The 14,031-nt window shown below is 45.5% G+C and carries 12 protein-coding genes and 1 tRNA gene; 6 read left to right on the forward strand and 7 right to left on the reverse strand.

Annotated features, from left to right (window positions below; genetic code table 11):
- Positions 1–45: 45 nt before the first annotated feature.
- Positions 46–2,061, forward strand: a complete 2,016-nt coding sequence (gene rep, locus MADE_RS00370; protein WP_012516596.1) for a DNA helicase Rep — start codon at positions 46–48, stop codon at positions 2,059–2,061.
- 43 nt (positions 2,062–2,104) lie between these two features.
- Here rep and MADE_RS00375 read toward each other — a convergent pair whose 3' ends face one another.
- Together MADE_RS00375 and MADE_RS00380 are read right to left on the reverse strand one after the other, a co-directional pair.
- Positions 2,105–4,705 carry a sensor domain-containing phosphodiesterase gene (locus MADE_RS00375; protein ID WP_012516597.1) on the reverse strand — a complete coding sequence of 867 codons (2,601 nt, stop codon included), beginning with the start codon at positions 4,703–4,705 and terminating at the stop codon, positions 2,105–2,107.
- A gap of 103 nt (positions 4,706–4,808) precedes the next feature.
- A complete protein-coding gene (locus MADE_RS00380) occupies positions 4,809–5,216 on the reverse strand; it encodes a c-type cytochrome (RefSeq protein ID WP_012516598.1) in 408 nt (135 codons plus the stop codon).
- A 280-nt stretch (positions 5,217–5,496) separates the two neighbouring features.
- On the opposite strand from MADE_RS00380, the gene MADE_RS00385 reads away from it, so the two are divergent.
- A tRNA-Arg gene (locus tag MADE_RS00385) sits at positions 5,497–5,573 on the forward strand.
- A gap of 17 nt (positions 5,574–5,590) precedes the next feature.
- On the opposite strand, the gene MADE_RS00390 is transcribed toward MADE_RS00385, so the two are convergent.
- The gene (locus MADE_RS00390; protein WP_012516599.1) at positions 5,591–6,784 is read right to left on the reverse strand and encodes a type II toxin-antitoxin system HipA family toxin; all 1,194 of its coding nucleotides are present in this window, start codon (positions 6,782–6,784) and stop codon (positions 5,591–5,593) included.
- The gene (locus MADE_RS00395) at positions 6,774–7,064 is read right to left on the reverse strand and encodes a helix-turn-helix domain-containing protein (RefSeq protein WP_012516600.1); all 291 of its coding nucleotides are present in this window, start codon (positions 7,062–7,064) and stop codon (positions 6,774–6,776) included. Before MADE_RS00395 ends, MADE_RS00390 begins: the two co-directional genes overlap by 11 nt.
- Before the next feature lie 302 nt (positions 7,065–7,366).
- Here MADE_RS00395 and nhaC point away from each other — a divergent pair, with 302 nt between their 5' ends.
- The gene (nhaC, locus tag MADE_RS00400; protein WP_012516602.1) at positions 7,367–8,764 is read left to right on the forward strand and encodes a Na+/H+ antiporter NhaC; all 1,398 of its coding nucleotides are present in this window, start codon (positions 7,367–7,369) and stop codon (positions 8,762–8,764) included.
- Between the two features lie 105 nt (positions 8,765–8,869).
- On the opposite strand, the gene MADE_RS00405 is transcribed toward nhaC, so the two are convergent.
- The 3 genes from MADE_RS00405 to MADE_RS00415 all read right to left on the reverse strand — a co-directional run bounded on the left by MADE_RS00405 (position 8,870) and on the right by MADE_RS00415 (position 10,280).
- The gene (locus tag MADE_RS00405; RefSeq protein ID WP_012516603.1) at positions 8,870–9,289 is read right to left on the reverse strand and encodes a YeeE/YedE family protein; all 420 of its coding nucleotides are present in this window, start codon (positions 9,287–9,289) and stop codon (positions 8,870–8,872) included.
- 20 nt (positions 9,290–9,309) lie between these two features.
- Positions 9,310–9,738, reverse strand: coding sequence for a YeeE/YedE family protein (locus MADE_RS00410; protein ID WP_012516604.1), 429 nt, complete (start codon positions 9,736–9,738; stop codon positions 9,310–9,312).
- An 89-nt stretch (positions 9,739–9,827) separates the two neighbouring features.
- Positions 9,828–10,280, reverse strand: coding sequence for an RrF2 family transcriptional regulator (locus MADE_RS00415; RefSeq protein WP_012516605.1), 453 nt, complete (start codon positions 10,278–10,280; stop codon positions 9,828–9,830).
- 129 nt (positions 10,281–10,409) lie between these two features.
- Here MADE_RS00415 and MADE_RS00420 point away from each other — a divergent pair, with 129 nt between their 5' ends.
- From MADE_RS00420 to MADE_RS00430, 3 genes are read left to right on the forward strand one after another with little or no spacing between them, the layout of a single operon-like run.
- Positions 10,410–11,210: a sulfite exporter TauE/SafE family protein gene (locus tag MADE_RS00420; RefSeq protein ID WP_012516606.1), complete on the forward strand. Its 801-nt coding sequence runs from the start codon at positions 10,410–10,412 to the stop codon at positions 11,208–11,210.
- A gap of 10 nt (positions 11,211–11,220) precedes the next feature.
- Positions 11,221–12,075: an MBL fold metallo-hydrolase gene (locus MADE_RS00425; RefSeq protein ID WP_012516607.1), complete on the forward strand. Its 855-nt coding sequence runs from the start codon at positions 11,221–11,223 to the stop codon at positions 12,073–12,075.
- 11 nt (positions 12,076–12,086) lie between these two features.
- Complete coding sequence (locus MADE_RS00430) at positions 12,087–13,760, forward strand: bifunctional protein tyrosine phosphatase family protein/NAD(P)/FAD-dependent oxidoreductase (RefSeq protein WP_012516608.1); 1,674 nt, start codon at positions 12,087–12,089, stop codon at positions 13,758–13,760.
- Positions 13,761–14,031: the final 271 nt, after the last annotated feature.

Consider the following 14,031-nt stretch of genomic DNA (forward strand, 5'->3'; position numbering starts at 1 on the left):
ATGAAAACCGTGTTGTGCCCAAATGTACGTTGTTTTAGGAATTAAATGAAACTAAATGAAGCTCAAGAATCTGCCGTAACCTATGTGTCGGGCCCATGTTTGGTGCTGGCAGGGGCGGGCAGTGGTAAAACCCGTGTAATTACCAACAAGATTGCTCATTTAGTCAGAAACTGCGATATGCCAGCACGCTATATTGCAGCGGTAACCTTTACCAACAAAGCAGCACGTGAAATGAAAGAGCGTGTGGCACAAACTTTGGGTAAGCCCGAAGCGCGCGGGTTAAAAGTATCAACTTTTCACACCATGGGCTTAACCATTATCAAAGCGCATGTGAAAGACCTCGGTCTAAAGCCCGGGTTCTCGCTGTTCGATGATAAAGACTCGTTTGCTCTGCTTAACGACCTAACGTCTGACACACTCGATGGTGATAAAGATCAGCTTCAGCTACTTCAAAGCTGCATTTCGAACTGGAAAAACGACCTTATCTTGCCCGATGCTTTATTAAAGTCGGCAACCAGTACGGGCGAGCGAGAATTTGCAGAGGCCTATAAGCGCTACCAAGACAATCTAAAAGCCTATAACGCACTAGATTTTGACGACCTTATTTTACTGCCCACGCTGCTTTTAAAAAGCAGCGAGGCCATTAGAGCAAAATGGCAAAGTAAAATTCGCTACCTGCTGGTGGATGAATACCAAGATACCAACACCAGTCAGTACGAGTTAGTTAAGCTATTGGTAGGGGAGCGTGCACGCTTCACCGTGGTTGGCGACGATGACCAGTCTATCTACTCATGGCGGGGGGCTAAGCCGCAAAACCTGCATCTGCTACAACAAGATTTTCCGCGCTTAAATGTCATTAAGCTACAGCAAAATTATCGCTCATCGGGGCGCATACTACATTGCGCCAACATTCTTATTCAGAACAACCCTCACTTGTTCGATAAAACCCTGTTCTCCGAGCTTCAATACGGCGAGCCGCTTAAAGTAATAGAAGCCAAAAACGAAGAACACGAAGGCGAGCGTGTAGTGGCAGAACTGCTGGCGCACAAGTTTATGAACCGCACCCAGTTTAAAGACTACGCCATTTTGTATCGTGGTAATCACCAAAGTCGTATCTTTGAAAAACTGCTAATGAGCAACCGCATTCCCTACAAAATTAGTGGCGGCATGAGTTTCTTCGGACGGGCCGAAGTAAAAGACGTTATGGCCTATTTACGGCTATTGGTAAACCAAGACGACGATAATGCCTTACTTCGCATAATCAACACGCCAGGGCGCGGTATAGGCCGTGCTACGCTAGAAAAATTGGGCAACTTTGCTAATAGCTTAGGTGTGTCTATGTTTGAAGCGGCCACGCACCCTAACTTAAACAGCGTATTGCCAGATAAAGCCTTTCACGCAGTCTCGAGTTTTTCGCGATGGATAGTTGAGCTTTCAGACAACGCCGAGCGAGGCAATACAGCAGACGCCGTGCGTACTATGATCCGCACCATGGGCTACGAAGAATGGCTTTATGAAACCAGCGCTAGCCCCAAAGCGGCTGAAATGGCAATGGCTAACGTCAGTACGCTATTTGGTTGGGTGAACGACATGCTCGAGGGCAATGACCTAGACCAGCCCATGACCCTTACCGAAGTGGTAAACCGCCTTATTCTGCGCGATATGATGGAGCGTGGTGAAGATGATGGGGAAGGGGACCAAGTTCAGTTAATGACCTTGCACGCATCGAAAGGCCTGGAGTTCCCGATTGTGTTCCTAGTAGGGATGGAAGAGGGCTTGTTACCCCACCAAAGCAGTGTTGATGAAGACAACGTTGAGGAAGAGCGCAGGTTGGCGTATGTAGGTATTACCCGTGCCCAGCGCGAACTTATCTTCAGCTTAGCCAAAGAGCGCCGTCAATTTGGTGAAGTCATCAACCCTGAGCCAAGTCGTTTTTTGTTTGAACTGCCGGCCGATGACGTGCAGTGGGAAAACCAGAAGCCAAAAGCGACAAAAGAAGAGCGCCAGCAAAAAGCTCAAGTGGGCATCGCTAATCTTCGCGGCATTTTGGGAAAGAAGTAAAGTCTAAATATAAAGCGCTACCGTTAAGAGTAAGCACTTACTCTTAACTAGCTAGCGACGTCATATCCAGCACTTTGGCGTGCTTGAGTATTTTGCCCTGACCGTAAATGCATTCGATTTCATTAAGCGCGTCTAACTGCGCCTGTGAATCTACGCCCTCTGCAATAACCTGAAACTTCAAGTGCTCCGAAATAAGCATTACCGACTGAATCAGTTTTAAATTGCGCTGCGAGCGAGGAATAGATTTAACGAAGCGGTGATCAATCTTTATGAAATCGAAGGGGTAGGCGAACAGATAGCTAAGTGAGGCTAAACCGCTGCCAAAGTTATCAAGCACAAGGGTGACGCCAGCCCGTTTTAACTTTTTAATAGCGGGAAGAATAAACTGTGAACGGCGGTTTAAGTCGTTCTCATCAAACTCAAACACCAGTTGGCTTGGCGTTATATCGGCCGACTCGATAACATCAATCATTTGATTAACCATTGAGGCCTGTAGCAAATGATTAATCGACACATTCACCGCAATCTTGTTAATAGGATCGTCGGTGCCTTGATAATAGTTAATGAGTTCACAAGCTTTGGTTAGCTGAAATAAATCGAGATCTAGCGTTAAGCCGCTGTGCTCAGCCACTTGCCTAAACTGTTCTCTGGCTATTTTGCCGTAAGCTGGGTGCGACCAGCGAACATACATTTCTTTATATAGCGTACTTTTATCGTCTAGTTTAATAACAGGTTGCAAAAAGTAGTCGAATTCTTCTTCACGCAGCGCCCGTCGAAACTCATTTTCAAGTTCTAGCTCTTCAATAAGTCTGTCGCGCATGCTCTTATCGAACATAACAAAGCGGCCGCGACCAAGGGTTTTCGCTTGATACATGGCGGCGTCAGCATCACGTAGTACTTCATCGGCACTGCGATAATAGGTTTCAATGTGTGCAATACCTACACTAGCGCCGGAGTACATCTCTCGGCCATCCAATAAGAAGGGTTCAGAGATAGATGAAATAATACGGCTGGCCACCTCTTCAACGTCGTCTTCATCTTCAAAATTGTCGAGCAATACCACAAACTCATCGCCGCCTAAACGGGCCAACAGGTCGTGCCCGCGAATACAAAGAGCAATACGACGGGCGACTTCAATTAAGAACTCGTCGCCAGCATGATGGCCTAGGGTGTCGTTAATAACTTTAAAGCGATCTAAATCGATGAATAAAACCGCAAACATGTTTTCGCTGTAGCGCTGCTTGCTTGCTATAGCAAGCTCTAAGCGACTGGTAAACATAGCGCGGTTGGGTAAGTCGGTTAACGAGTCGTGATGGGCGTCGTGAATAAGCTTCAGCTCAATCTCTTTACGCTCTTCAATTTGCTGCTTTAGAAATTTGTTTGTGCGGTTAAGCTCGGCAGTGCGTTCTTTTACGCGTTCTTCAAGCTCTACGTTATACCGCTGCATCGACTCGGTATTGCGCTTGCGCTCTATGGCAACAGCAATATGATGCGACACAAAGCGTAAAAGCTCTTGGTCGCGGGCGTTGTACTTTGCGTGTTTGCCGTAAGTTTGCACGGCAATAACCCCGGCAATTTCGCCGTCTACAACTAGGGGAGAGCCCAGCCACGAGTTCGCACTGTTTAACATGTTCTGAGCAACAGACACATCCAAATCGCCAGACTCAGCTAACTCCAGTACTTTAGGCGGGTTTATTAACTCCGCTTGCCCAGTTCGCAATACAAACTCAGTTAGCCCTAAACCAAGCGGCCTAGCATTAATCTGGTCTTGCTTTGCATCGCTGAAATAAGGAAACTCAAGAAGGTCTTTTTCTTTATTGTGTATGGCTATGTAGCAGTTAGGTGCGCTTATCAGCCTTGCCAAAATCTCGTGCAAGCTCGAATAGAATGCATTCATATCCCCTTCAAGGTTGGCGGCGAGTTCAGAAATTTCAAAAAGTGCTTGCTGTAGCGACTCTACTTTTTGTCGTTCTAAAATTTCTTCTTGAAGGTCGTCGTTTATCTTTCGAAGTTGGCGGGTGCGTTCGCGGATGGTACTTTCGGTAAGTTCTCGGTTCTTTACTCTATCAACGGTGGTAACAATGTGCTGAGAGACAAAAAGCAAAACTTCTAAATCTTCTTGTGTGTAATGCACGCCCTCATCGTAGGTTTGCACCACCATCGCCCCGATAACTTGGCTTCCTCGTTTTAAAGGTACGCCTAAAAGTTCATAGGGTTGTGAACCCACCAATTTAATATCGTGTTCAGACGCAAAAATTTCTTCTTCGGCACGTTTGTAGAAAAGGTGGTTACCGGTTCTAAGAATGAACCCCGTCATGCCATCCATTAACGACTCGGCGGGCAATTGGTGAACCGTTTGCTCGTCGAATTCATCTACAAAATAAGCGAAGTCGACAACGTGGTTTTCAGGTTCGTAGAAGGCAACAAAGAAGTTGTCGGCATTCATAAAATCAGCAATGATTTCGTGAATGGCAGAATAAAGGCGATTGAGGTGACTTACGGAACTGGCAAGCTCGGAAATATCAAAAAGCGCCTTCTGAACACGTTCAGCGCGCTTGTATTTATCGGTGAGTTGCTGAAGCTGCGGTATAAGTTCGCGCAGTTCTTCTTCCGTCAACTCGTGTTGCGTCGAATCTTGTGACATTCCGCTCGCCAGTATAAAAGTAACGTTTACCCAACCAATTAAATTACCCGATAAGCAGGTAAAACGCTACTTTTTCCATCAACTTGTTGTGATTGTGTAGGTATTAAATACCTTCAATCATGTACTCGATAGCCGCTTTAATTTCGTCATCAGAACAGGTGCCGCACGTACCACGAGGTGGCATAGCGTTAATACCGTTCAGTGCGTTTTGCCAAACGCCATCAAGGCCGCGCTCGTCCAAACGAGGTTGCCAGTCTGCAGCGTTTTGAAGCTTAGGTGCGCCTAGTACGCCTGCTGCGTGGCAAGCTACACATGCTGAGTTGTAAACGTCTTCACCAGACTTTGCTCCGCCAGCTGCGCCAGCACTACCTTCTGCCGCCGCGCCTGCAACGTGTACCTGACCTACCGGCTTAATGCGATCGGCAATTTCATCGTTACTCATTTCTTGTGCTTGTGCTGCAAAAACAGTTAGCGCAGTAGCAGCAACAGTTAACCAAGTCTTTAATTTCACATCTGTCTCCAGGCAATGATGAATTTGTTTAAAATATAACTGGCCAGATTATAACGGTAAATTGGGGCTGAACAACTATTTGAAGCCAATTACCTATAAAAAGTAAGGATTTTTAACAATCAAGCCAAGCTACCTGAAGAGATTTTAATAAATGAGTTGAAGCTAACCCTTGGCCTAAGTATTATTACGCCCCGTTTGCAGCATATGTGTTGACGCAGCGCTCTTGATGCAAGAGTGCATCACAGTAAACGCTCGGTGATTATCTCACTGGTTCTACAAACCGCCCTTAGCTCAGCTGGATAGAGCGCGGCCCTCCGGAGGCCGAGGTCAGAGGTTCGAATCCTCTAGGGCGGGCCATTACCTTTTCTAATGACCTATAAAGGAATAATCCCCTTAAGCGTTTCTATATCGGTATCGGGTACACCAGCCTTGGTAAAATAAGATATCCATTCATTAGTTAACGCTTGCACACTAGAAATGATTGTTTTGGCTTTTGCTTGAGAAAGTCCAAACCTTTTAGATTGAGACAGCGCATTTTCAAGCGTTCCTTCTCTGCCGTGAACCCCTATTCCAATTCCATGTTGGCGGGAATTGTTTATCGGCAATACGTCGTAGGCTGGAGATAAGCGCCAGTTTTTATCTGAGAAGGAATACAAGAACGCATGATTTCTGGAATGGTCATCAGTGTTACCCATTAAGATGTTAAAAACCATGCGTGTGTACAGTTCATGGGCATCTCTCGGCTCTGCTCCATGCTTCATTATAAACTCTGTCAAAGCACCATAACTATAATTCTCAGTTAATGCCTGATTCGTCAACTTTTCTTGGTTGATTAGGGAATTAGCACTTAAGAAATGGTGTGTTGGTCTATCAGCGTCACAGTCGAAGCGCTCTACTAATAATATGTCTTCTTGTTGGCTGTTCACTATAGACGTGGCTGCAACTCTAACGTCCAGTTCTTCTAGCATTGTCATTGTTGCATGTTCTACTAAACATACGTTGTATAAATCATCTGGACGGTTGAATTTCGCTAAGTAATTTATACCACTGTCTTCAACCAGTGTTTTAGGTCGGGCGCCACCCATACTGGACCCGTATTCAAATGCTTTTTTGACTTCCTTAGGAATGTCTTCATTTTTTAAAATTGCCCTCTTTCCCTGCAAAAGCATAGGGATATCGCCAAGCGTATTCTTATTCTTCTTTGGCTTACTTGCACTTCTAGATAAGCTAAAAGTAAGTGCGCCAACACCCATCCCAGAACCAGCCAGAACGAGTTCTAGGTCATTGTTAGGCTTAGTTGAGTGCAGTGACAAAATAAGCCTTTTACCCCAGCTATCTGCACCAGCATCTAAGATAGCGCCAAACATTCCTTTATTTACTCTAGTAATAAACTGATTGCTAAGTAGGGGAAGGTGAAGTGGATCTAGAGGAAATGCATCATCCCTTTGTAGGTAGCTTTGTCCATATCGAAACTTCCCGATATTAGTCTTCGGATCTAACTCAACAACGCCACATATAACCGGGTTATTTTCGAGTCCATCGATAAAGACATAAGCTCTAGAAGTCATTAGGCAGTTCCTTTTCTACGAGTGAGCTTTTTCTCAACGGGTTATTGCTTACTAACTCGTACTCTTTCTCAATAGTTTCAATAAGGGGGTCAAGCACTTCGAGTTGATCTAACACGGTAAACAATGTATCGGAATTAATGCCTTTTCCTCGCTCTAACCTGCTAATGGTATTTTTGCTTGTGCCGGTTCTAAGCGCTAACTCTTCTTGATCCATAGAAGCGGCTCTCGCTTGCTTTACGAGGTTGCCGAGCAGTTTTTTCGTGTATTCAACTTTGCTCATAAAACACCAAATATAGCTATTAGTGACGTAATTCTTTAAGTATGGCTATTTATTATGACATGTCAATTAAATAGCCATAAATGGCGTTTAGGGTCTTAAAGCACCATTTATGGCGTATTAAGAGGAGGTTGTTCTTTCAGTTTCCTCATTTAGGCAGCACTTATTGACTGAACGGGCCATTTCTTTCTGAAGCGTTGTGCGTATTTCAAGCCTATGCTGCGCCAAAGTCATTCCAACGCATAGCAAAGTCGTTATACTGTTTTTCACTACTTTCATTTTTAAAGCGGTTCAACAGGTCTTTCATGTCGCCTCAACCATCGAATACCCCCAGTTTTGCTCAGTCACTGCTTTGTTTTAGCGTTATTGTCGCGCTAATAGCCGGTGGGCTGTTCGGCCTGGGTATTAGCCTGCATGCGCTTATATTTTTGTGTTTATTGTGGGCCGGTATTAATGCGTTTAGTTTGGGGTACACATACCTGCAAATTCGGGAATTAATGACCAGCGCGTTAACCCGAGCCATGCCAGCAATCTATATCTTTATCCTTATAGGCATGGTTATCGCCAGCTTTATGCAAAGCGGCACTATCTCAACGTTAATTTATTACGGCTTAAGTTGGCTAAACCCAAGCATATTTCTGGCGGTGGGGTTAATTTTGTGTGCGGTAATGTCGGTGGCAACGGGCACATCGTGGGGAACGGTGGGGACTATGGGCGTAGTGCTAATGGGCATTGGTGAAGCCATGAACATACCACTGCCCATTGTGGCGGCCATGGTGGTATGCGGTGCAACCTTTGGCGATAAAATGTCACCGGTTTCTGATACTACCAACCTTGCGGCCATGAGTGCGGGCACCAACCTTTATCGGCATATGTATGCCATGCTGTTTACAACGTTGCCTAGCTTCCTTCTCGCACTGGTCATTTTTTTAGTGATAGGTTTTAGCTACGCAAGCGAAAGTTTAAACGCAGGTCAGGTATTTGAAATTAAAGCAGCGCTTGCCACGCATTATAACCTTGCACCCTATATAACACTGTTACCTCTGGTGCTACTTACAGTGCTAAGCATCAAAAAAGTACCTGCTGAAGTAACCATGTCGTGCAGCATTTTGCTTGCCGTAATCATCGCTATTTTTTACCAAGATACCAACACCATTAGCGTTCTCAATGCACTGTGGGAAAACACCCCACAAAACACGGGTATCGAAAACTTAGATGCACTATTAGGCCGGGGCGGCATAAGCAGCATGAGCTGGACGCTATTACTCGCCTTAATGGCAATAGCATTAGGCGGCATATTGCATGGTGCAGGGTTTTTATCGGCGCTGTTGGCGGGCATTGTTGAACGGGTAAAACGCACGGCAAGCTTAATTGCAGTTACCATAGCATCGGGTTTTTTAGGTAACGTAGCTATGAGCGAGGCTTATATCTCTATTATTTTAAACTGCCAACTATTTAAACCAAAATATGAACAGCAGAACCTTGACCCTGCCGTGCTATCAAGGTCGGTAGAAGAAGGCGCAACCATGACCACAGGGCTTATTCCGTGGACAACCGCCGGCGCGTTCTACTCTGCTACCCTAGGCGTTGACGTGCTCGATTACGCGCCCTATGCGTTTTTTAATTACTTAAACGGCGTTGTTGCAGTGATCATGGCCGCATTGGGGGTAGGTTTATTGAAAGGGAAAACCGCAAAACGATAAGTCAGCTATTTTCACTTTTGTAAGTGGCTGGCACGTTTATCCCCTTAAAGGGATAATTACGACTTTATACCCACTAGGGGATAAAGCCGCAAAGGCAGTTATGCTTTAAGCCGCTTTTGGCTTCAACCAATGCTGCGCCAGCATGCCAACAACCATAGCACCTACAAACAACAGCACATCGGTTTGAAGCGACGCAATGGCTACCACGGCAGGCCCTGGGCAAAAGCCGCTAATACCCCAGCCAATACCAAAAGCCGCAGAGCCTAAAATTAACTTAGCGTCGATAGTTGTGCTGGTTGGAATATCAAACTTATCGGCAAACAAAGGCTTGTTGCGCTTGCGCACCCAATACATACCTGGCGCTGCAACTAAAATAGCGCCGCCCATTACAAACGCTAATGTGGCATCCCAATTTGAACTGAAATCTAAAAAGTTAAGCACGCGGGCAGGGTTGCTCATACCCGATATAAGAAGGCCAAAGCCAAATAAAAGCCCACAAATTAGCGAGGCGATAATTACTCTCATAGGTTGTCTCCTCAGTTAACTTACAGGTGTCTGATAATTGTGGTGGTAATAATTGCCGCACCCATAAAGGTAAGCGTTGCCACAATAGAGCGGGGGGATAATCGCGATAAGCCTGCCACGCCATGGCCCGACGTACAGCCACAGCCAAGGCGTGTACCGAAGCCTACTAATAAGCCCGCTACTACCAACCACGCCGACCCCATTTGAGTTTGTACCTGCATACCGCCGGTAAAGGCAATATAAAGCACGGCAGACAAAACAATGCCTGCTAGAAATGCCAGCCGCCAGTAACGTTCTGAACCTTGTTGCGTCATCGCGCCTGCTGCAATACCTGATATACCTGCAATACGACCAAGGGTATACAGCAGCAATACCACTGACGAACCAATAAGCAGTCCGCCGGCCAAACCGTCTAACGGCTCAAAGGGGGTTGTCGTCCAAGTTTCCAATTTTCTCTCCTAAATCTACCCGTGCGATGCCCAAGTTAAATGACGCTATCGCGAATAAACACAGTACAAATAGAAGCCTTAAAAAACTTCTACTCAACTTCTATAAAATCGATGGCAAGGTGCATCGCTAATGCACCTTCTCTGTCTTTTACCAAATCATGAAGCGTAAATTGATCAAGCTCGCTTATAAATTTATCCGCAGCGTCCTGAAGAATTGTCTTCAAGCGACATGTGGGCGAAATAACACATTTATTCGTTGGTGATGCAAAACACTCAGCTAACGCTACATCTTCAATAGTTAATCTAAAAACCTCGCCTATGTTTATTAGGTTGGCTTCTTTCGCCAACCGAATGCCGCCACCGCGCCCTTTCGTACCAATGATATATCCCTGGTCAATTAGCAAAGTGATGACCTTTTTTAAGTGATTGAAAGACACAAAGTACGCGTCTGCTATTTCACTTGTCTTTACAGTTTGGTTTTTGCGTAGCGCGAGATAGATCAAAACGCGAAACGCTAAATTGGTAAAAGTATTGATTTTCATGGGATATCTAAAAAAACGATTAACGTAATCTAGCAATTTTACAGCACCCCGAAAATTAAATATATATTTAGAATATACTTTAATGTATATTTTGTTCTATTATATATCAAAATGAAATAAGGTGTCGATATGATTATTCTTGGCTACATCGCTGCTGTTCTTATGGGAATGGTTTTAGGCGTAATAGGCGGAGGGGGTTCTATCCTCACCGTGCCTATCCTCGTTTACTTAATGGGCGTTACGCCTGATATAGCTACCGGCTATTCTTTGCTTATTGTGGGTGCCACAGCCGCATTCGGCGCGGTAAGGTATTTCAAAGAAGGTCTAGTAGACGTTAAAGCGTCTATTTTATTTGCCGTGCCTTCCATCATTGCTGTTTATCTTTCAAGGGCCTACCTAATGCCCGCCATTCCCGAAACTATTTCTTTTCAATCGCTAACCATAGATAAGAACCTGGGCATCATGGTGCTGTTTGCTGCACTGATGTTGGCCTCGGCTGCCATGATGTTGAAAAAGGCTTATAGCAAATCGACGCCAGCAACACAGGTCATTGAGAAAAAACAACCCAACATTGGGCTGATAGTTATTGAAGGCGCAGTAGTGGGTGTTGTTACCGGCATACTCGGCGCAGGCGGTGGCTTTCTTATCATACCCGCCTTGGTACTTATTTTAGGCATGCCCATGAAAAACGCGGTGGGCGCGTCTTTATTCATTATCGCCTTAAAGTCGTTGCTTGGCTTCGTAGGCGACCTACAAACCGGAATTCAATTGGAGATGCCTTTGCTGCCGCTTATGTTGGTAGCCACGTTTATTGGGATGGCAGTCTCCACGAAGGTAGCGGGAAAACTAGATGGTGCAGCTTTGCAGAAGTTCTTTGCATTTTTCACTCTAGTTATTGCCGTTTTTATCATGACCAAAGAGCTTCTTTAGGAGAACACCCATGAACGTTGAAACATTTTACGATAACAAAACGGCCACGTTTACCTACGTGCTATTCGACCCCGCTTCCAAAGAGTGTGGCGTGATAGACTCGGTTGCTGACTACGATATCTTTTCGGGTCGCGCGTCAATGGAAAGCGCCGACAAGGTTATCGACTTCATCAACCAAAAACAGCTTACTAATAAGTGGATTCTAGAAACCCACGTACACGCCGACCACATTACGGCTGCGCACTACTTAAAGTCTAAAATTGGCGGCAAAATTGGTATTGGCTCAGGTATTAAAACGGTGCTAAATACCTGGCTAGATGTATTTGAAACGGCCAACGACACGCCAAGCGATGGCAGTCAGTTTGATGTGCTGTTCGAAGAAGGCGACACGTTCAATATCGGCGAATATGAAGTGACAGTATGGCATACGCCGGGGCATACCCCAGCCTGTGCAAGCTTCTTAGTAGACGGCAAAATATTTGTGGGCGACACCATGTTTGCCCCCAACTTAGGTACAGCACGATGCGACTTCCCGGGTGGCAGTGCAGAGCAACTTTACAACACCATTCAGCGCTTCTTCACCCTGCCTGACGACACCACTGTTTATCTTGGTCACGACTATCCCAAAGAAGGTACAGCGCCGCTATCAACAGTATCTATCAAAGAAGCCAAGGAAACGAACAAGCAAATTCGCCCAGAAGTTACGCTTCAGGAATATGTGGAAAAACGCGAGGCAAGAGATGCAACCCTTGCGGTACCCAAACTACTGTTACCCGCTATTCAAGCAAACCTTCGAAACGGCCAGTTTGGCGAGAAATCTGAAGGCGGTAAGCAGTTCATTAAAATTCCTGTAAATGCCATTTGAAGGGGTGAGTTATGCAATACGCCAACGTAACACAACAGCTATCTGTCTGCCCTCAAATCTCAGTGGATGAGCTTGAGGCAATAAAAGCAGCAGGGTTCAAATCTATTATTTGTAACCGCCCTGACGGTGAAGGTGCAGACCAGCCCACCTTTGCTGAAATAGAAGCAAAAGCATCCTCATTGGGCATGCCCTGCGTGTATCAGCCAGTAGTTAGCGGAAAAGTAACTCAGCAAGACGCAATAAAATTTGAAGCGAACTTACAAAAGTTAGAAGGCCCGGTATTTGCCTACTGCAGAACAGGCACGCGCTCTATTACGCTATGGGCAATGACCGCAACCAAAACCCTTTCTTATGAAGAGATACTCGGTCTTTCACAAAAAGCCGGCTACGACCTAAGCGGGGTAGTGCGACGCCTAAAAAACGGCGGCGAAACGCCCAGTGATCATGCCGATCACTCTCATGCTGTAGTGATAGTAGGGGCGGGCGCGGGTGGTGTTGCTGTAGCATCAAGTTTGAAATCGCGATGCCCAGATTTAGATATTGCCATAGTAGAGCCTAACGAAGTGCACTACTACCAGCCTGGCTGGACGCTAGTAGGCGGGGGCGTATTTAACGCCAACGACACGGTGCGCACTGTGGCATCTGTCATTCCTAATAATGTTAAATGGATAAAAGCCGGCGTAGCGGCCTTTGCGCCAAAAGAAAACATGATTGTGGTAGACGGCTGTCGCACCATTAAATATGAACACTTGGTGGTTTGCCCCGGCATTAAGCTAGATTGGAATAAAGTGGAAGGCTTAAGCGAAACCCTAGGTGAAAATGGTGTGACGTCAAACTACCGTTTTGACTTGGCGCCGTATACATGGGAATTAGTAAAAAACCTTAAAAAGGGAAAGGCCGTATTTACACAGCCGCCAATGCCAATTAAGTGTGCAGGTGCGCCGCAAAAAGCCATGTATATGTCGTGCGACCACTGGTTTAAAGAAGGCGTGTTAAACGATATTAACGTTGAGTTCTACAACACGGGTGCCGTACTTTTTGGTGTAAAAGAATACGTGCCTGCACTTATGGAATACATTAAGAAGTACCACGCAAACCTTAACTTTGAACACCAGTTGGTAAAGGTTGATGGCAAAGCAAAAGTGGCATCATTTAAAAAAGTGGCAGAGCCTGATGCACCGCTTGTCGAAACAGAGTTCGATATGCTACACGCCGTACCGCCGCAATCACCGCCTGACTTCATTAAAGTCAGCCCTATTGTAGATGCTAATGGCTGGATTGATGTCGACCAGTCAACGCTACAGCACAAGTCGTTCCCCAATATCTTTGCCCTTGGCGACGCAATAAACGCTCCTAATGCTAAAACAGCTGCTGCGGCGCGTATGCAGGCCCCGGTGGTTGCCAACAACTTGCTTTACGAGCGTGGTGTACAAACAGATAAAGCCATATACAACGGTTATGGCAGCTGCCCGCTTACTGTAGAGCGAGGCAAAGTGATATTGGCCGAATTCGGCTATGGCGGGAAAATTCTTAACAGTATGCCGACGTGGGTATTGGATGGCACGAAACCGTCGCGCCTGGCATGGTATTTAAAAGAAAAGTTGCTTCCACCCATTTATTGGGAAGGCATGCTGAAAGGCAGAGAGTGGCTGGCTAAGCCTGAAACTCAGCATATAAATAAGTAACTCGTCATTAAATTCGACAGGAAGCTTTAGCCCGTTAGAAAGGCTAGAGCTTTTTTATTTTAGAAAATGGACTGCACTTGAGTTTTACGTAAGCACCGCTTATCAAAGGGCGATGCTAAATAAAATGCTGCTTGTTCCTATCTCTCACACTCCTCCAATTTTTAAAACTAAAAGCAAAAATATAAATAATTCTTTATTTAATATTGTAATGTGTATTTCAAATATATATTATAGAGGCGTAGTGAGTTAGCGAAGTTCAAAATTGGATATC

It is taken from the genome of Alteromonas mediterranea DE (assembly GCF_000020585.3).
Classification (GTDB): Bacteria; Pseudomonadota; Gammaproteobacteria; order Enterobacterales; family Alteromonadaceae; genus Alteromonas; species Alteromonas mediterranea.

Coding starts and splice junctions, on each gene's coding strand:
- rep (WP_012516596.1), top strand. CDS start 46: ATGAAACTAAATGAAGCTCAAGAATCTGCCGTAACCTATGTGTCGGGC.
- MADE_RS00375 (WP_012516597.1), bottom strand. CDS start 4,705: ATGTCACAAGATTCGACGCAACACGAGTTGACGGAAGAAGAACTGCGC.
- MADE_RS00390 (WP_012516599.1), bottom strand. CDS start 6,784: ATGACTTCTAGAGCTTATGTCTTTATCGATGGACTCGAAAATAACCCG.
- MADE_RS00395 (WP_012516600.1), bottom strand. CDS start 7,064: ATGAGCAAAGTTGAATACACGAAAAAACTGCTCGGCAACCTCGTAAAG.
- nhaC (WP_012516602.1), top strand. CDS start 7,367: ATGTCGCCTCAACCATCGAATACCCCCAGTTTTGCTCAGTCACTGCTT.
- MADE_RS00405 (WP_012516603.1), bottom strand. CDS start 9,289: ATGAGAGTAATTATCGCCTCGCTAATTTGTGGGCTTTTATTTGGCTTT.
- MADE_RS00415 (WP_012516605.1), bottom strand. CDS start 10,280: ATGAAAATCAATACTTTTACCAATTTAGCGTTTCGCGTTTTGATCTAT.
- MADE_RS00420 (WP_012516606.1), top strand. CDS start 10,410: ATGATTATTCTTGGCTACATCGCTGCTGTTCTTATGGGAATGGTTTTA.
- MADE_RS00425 (WP_012516607.1), top strand. CDS start 11,221: ATGAACGTTGAAACATTTTACGATAACAAAACGGCCACGTTTACCTAC.
- MADE_RS00430 (WP_012516608.1), top strand. CDS start 12,087: ATGCAATACGCCAACGTAACACAACAGCTATCTGTCTGCCCTCAAATC.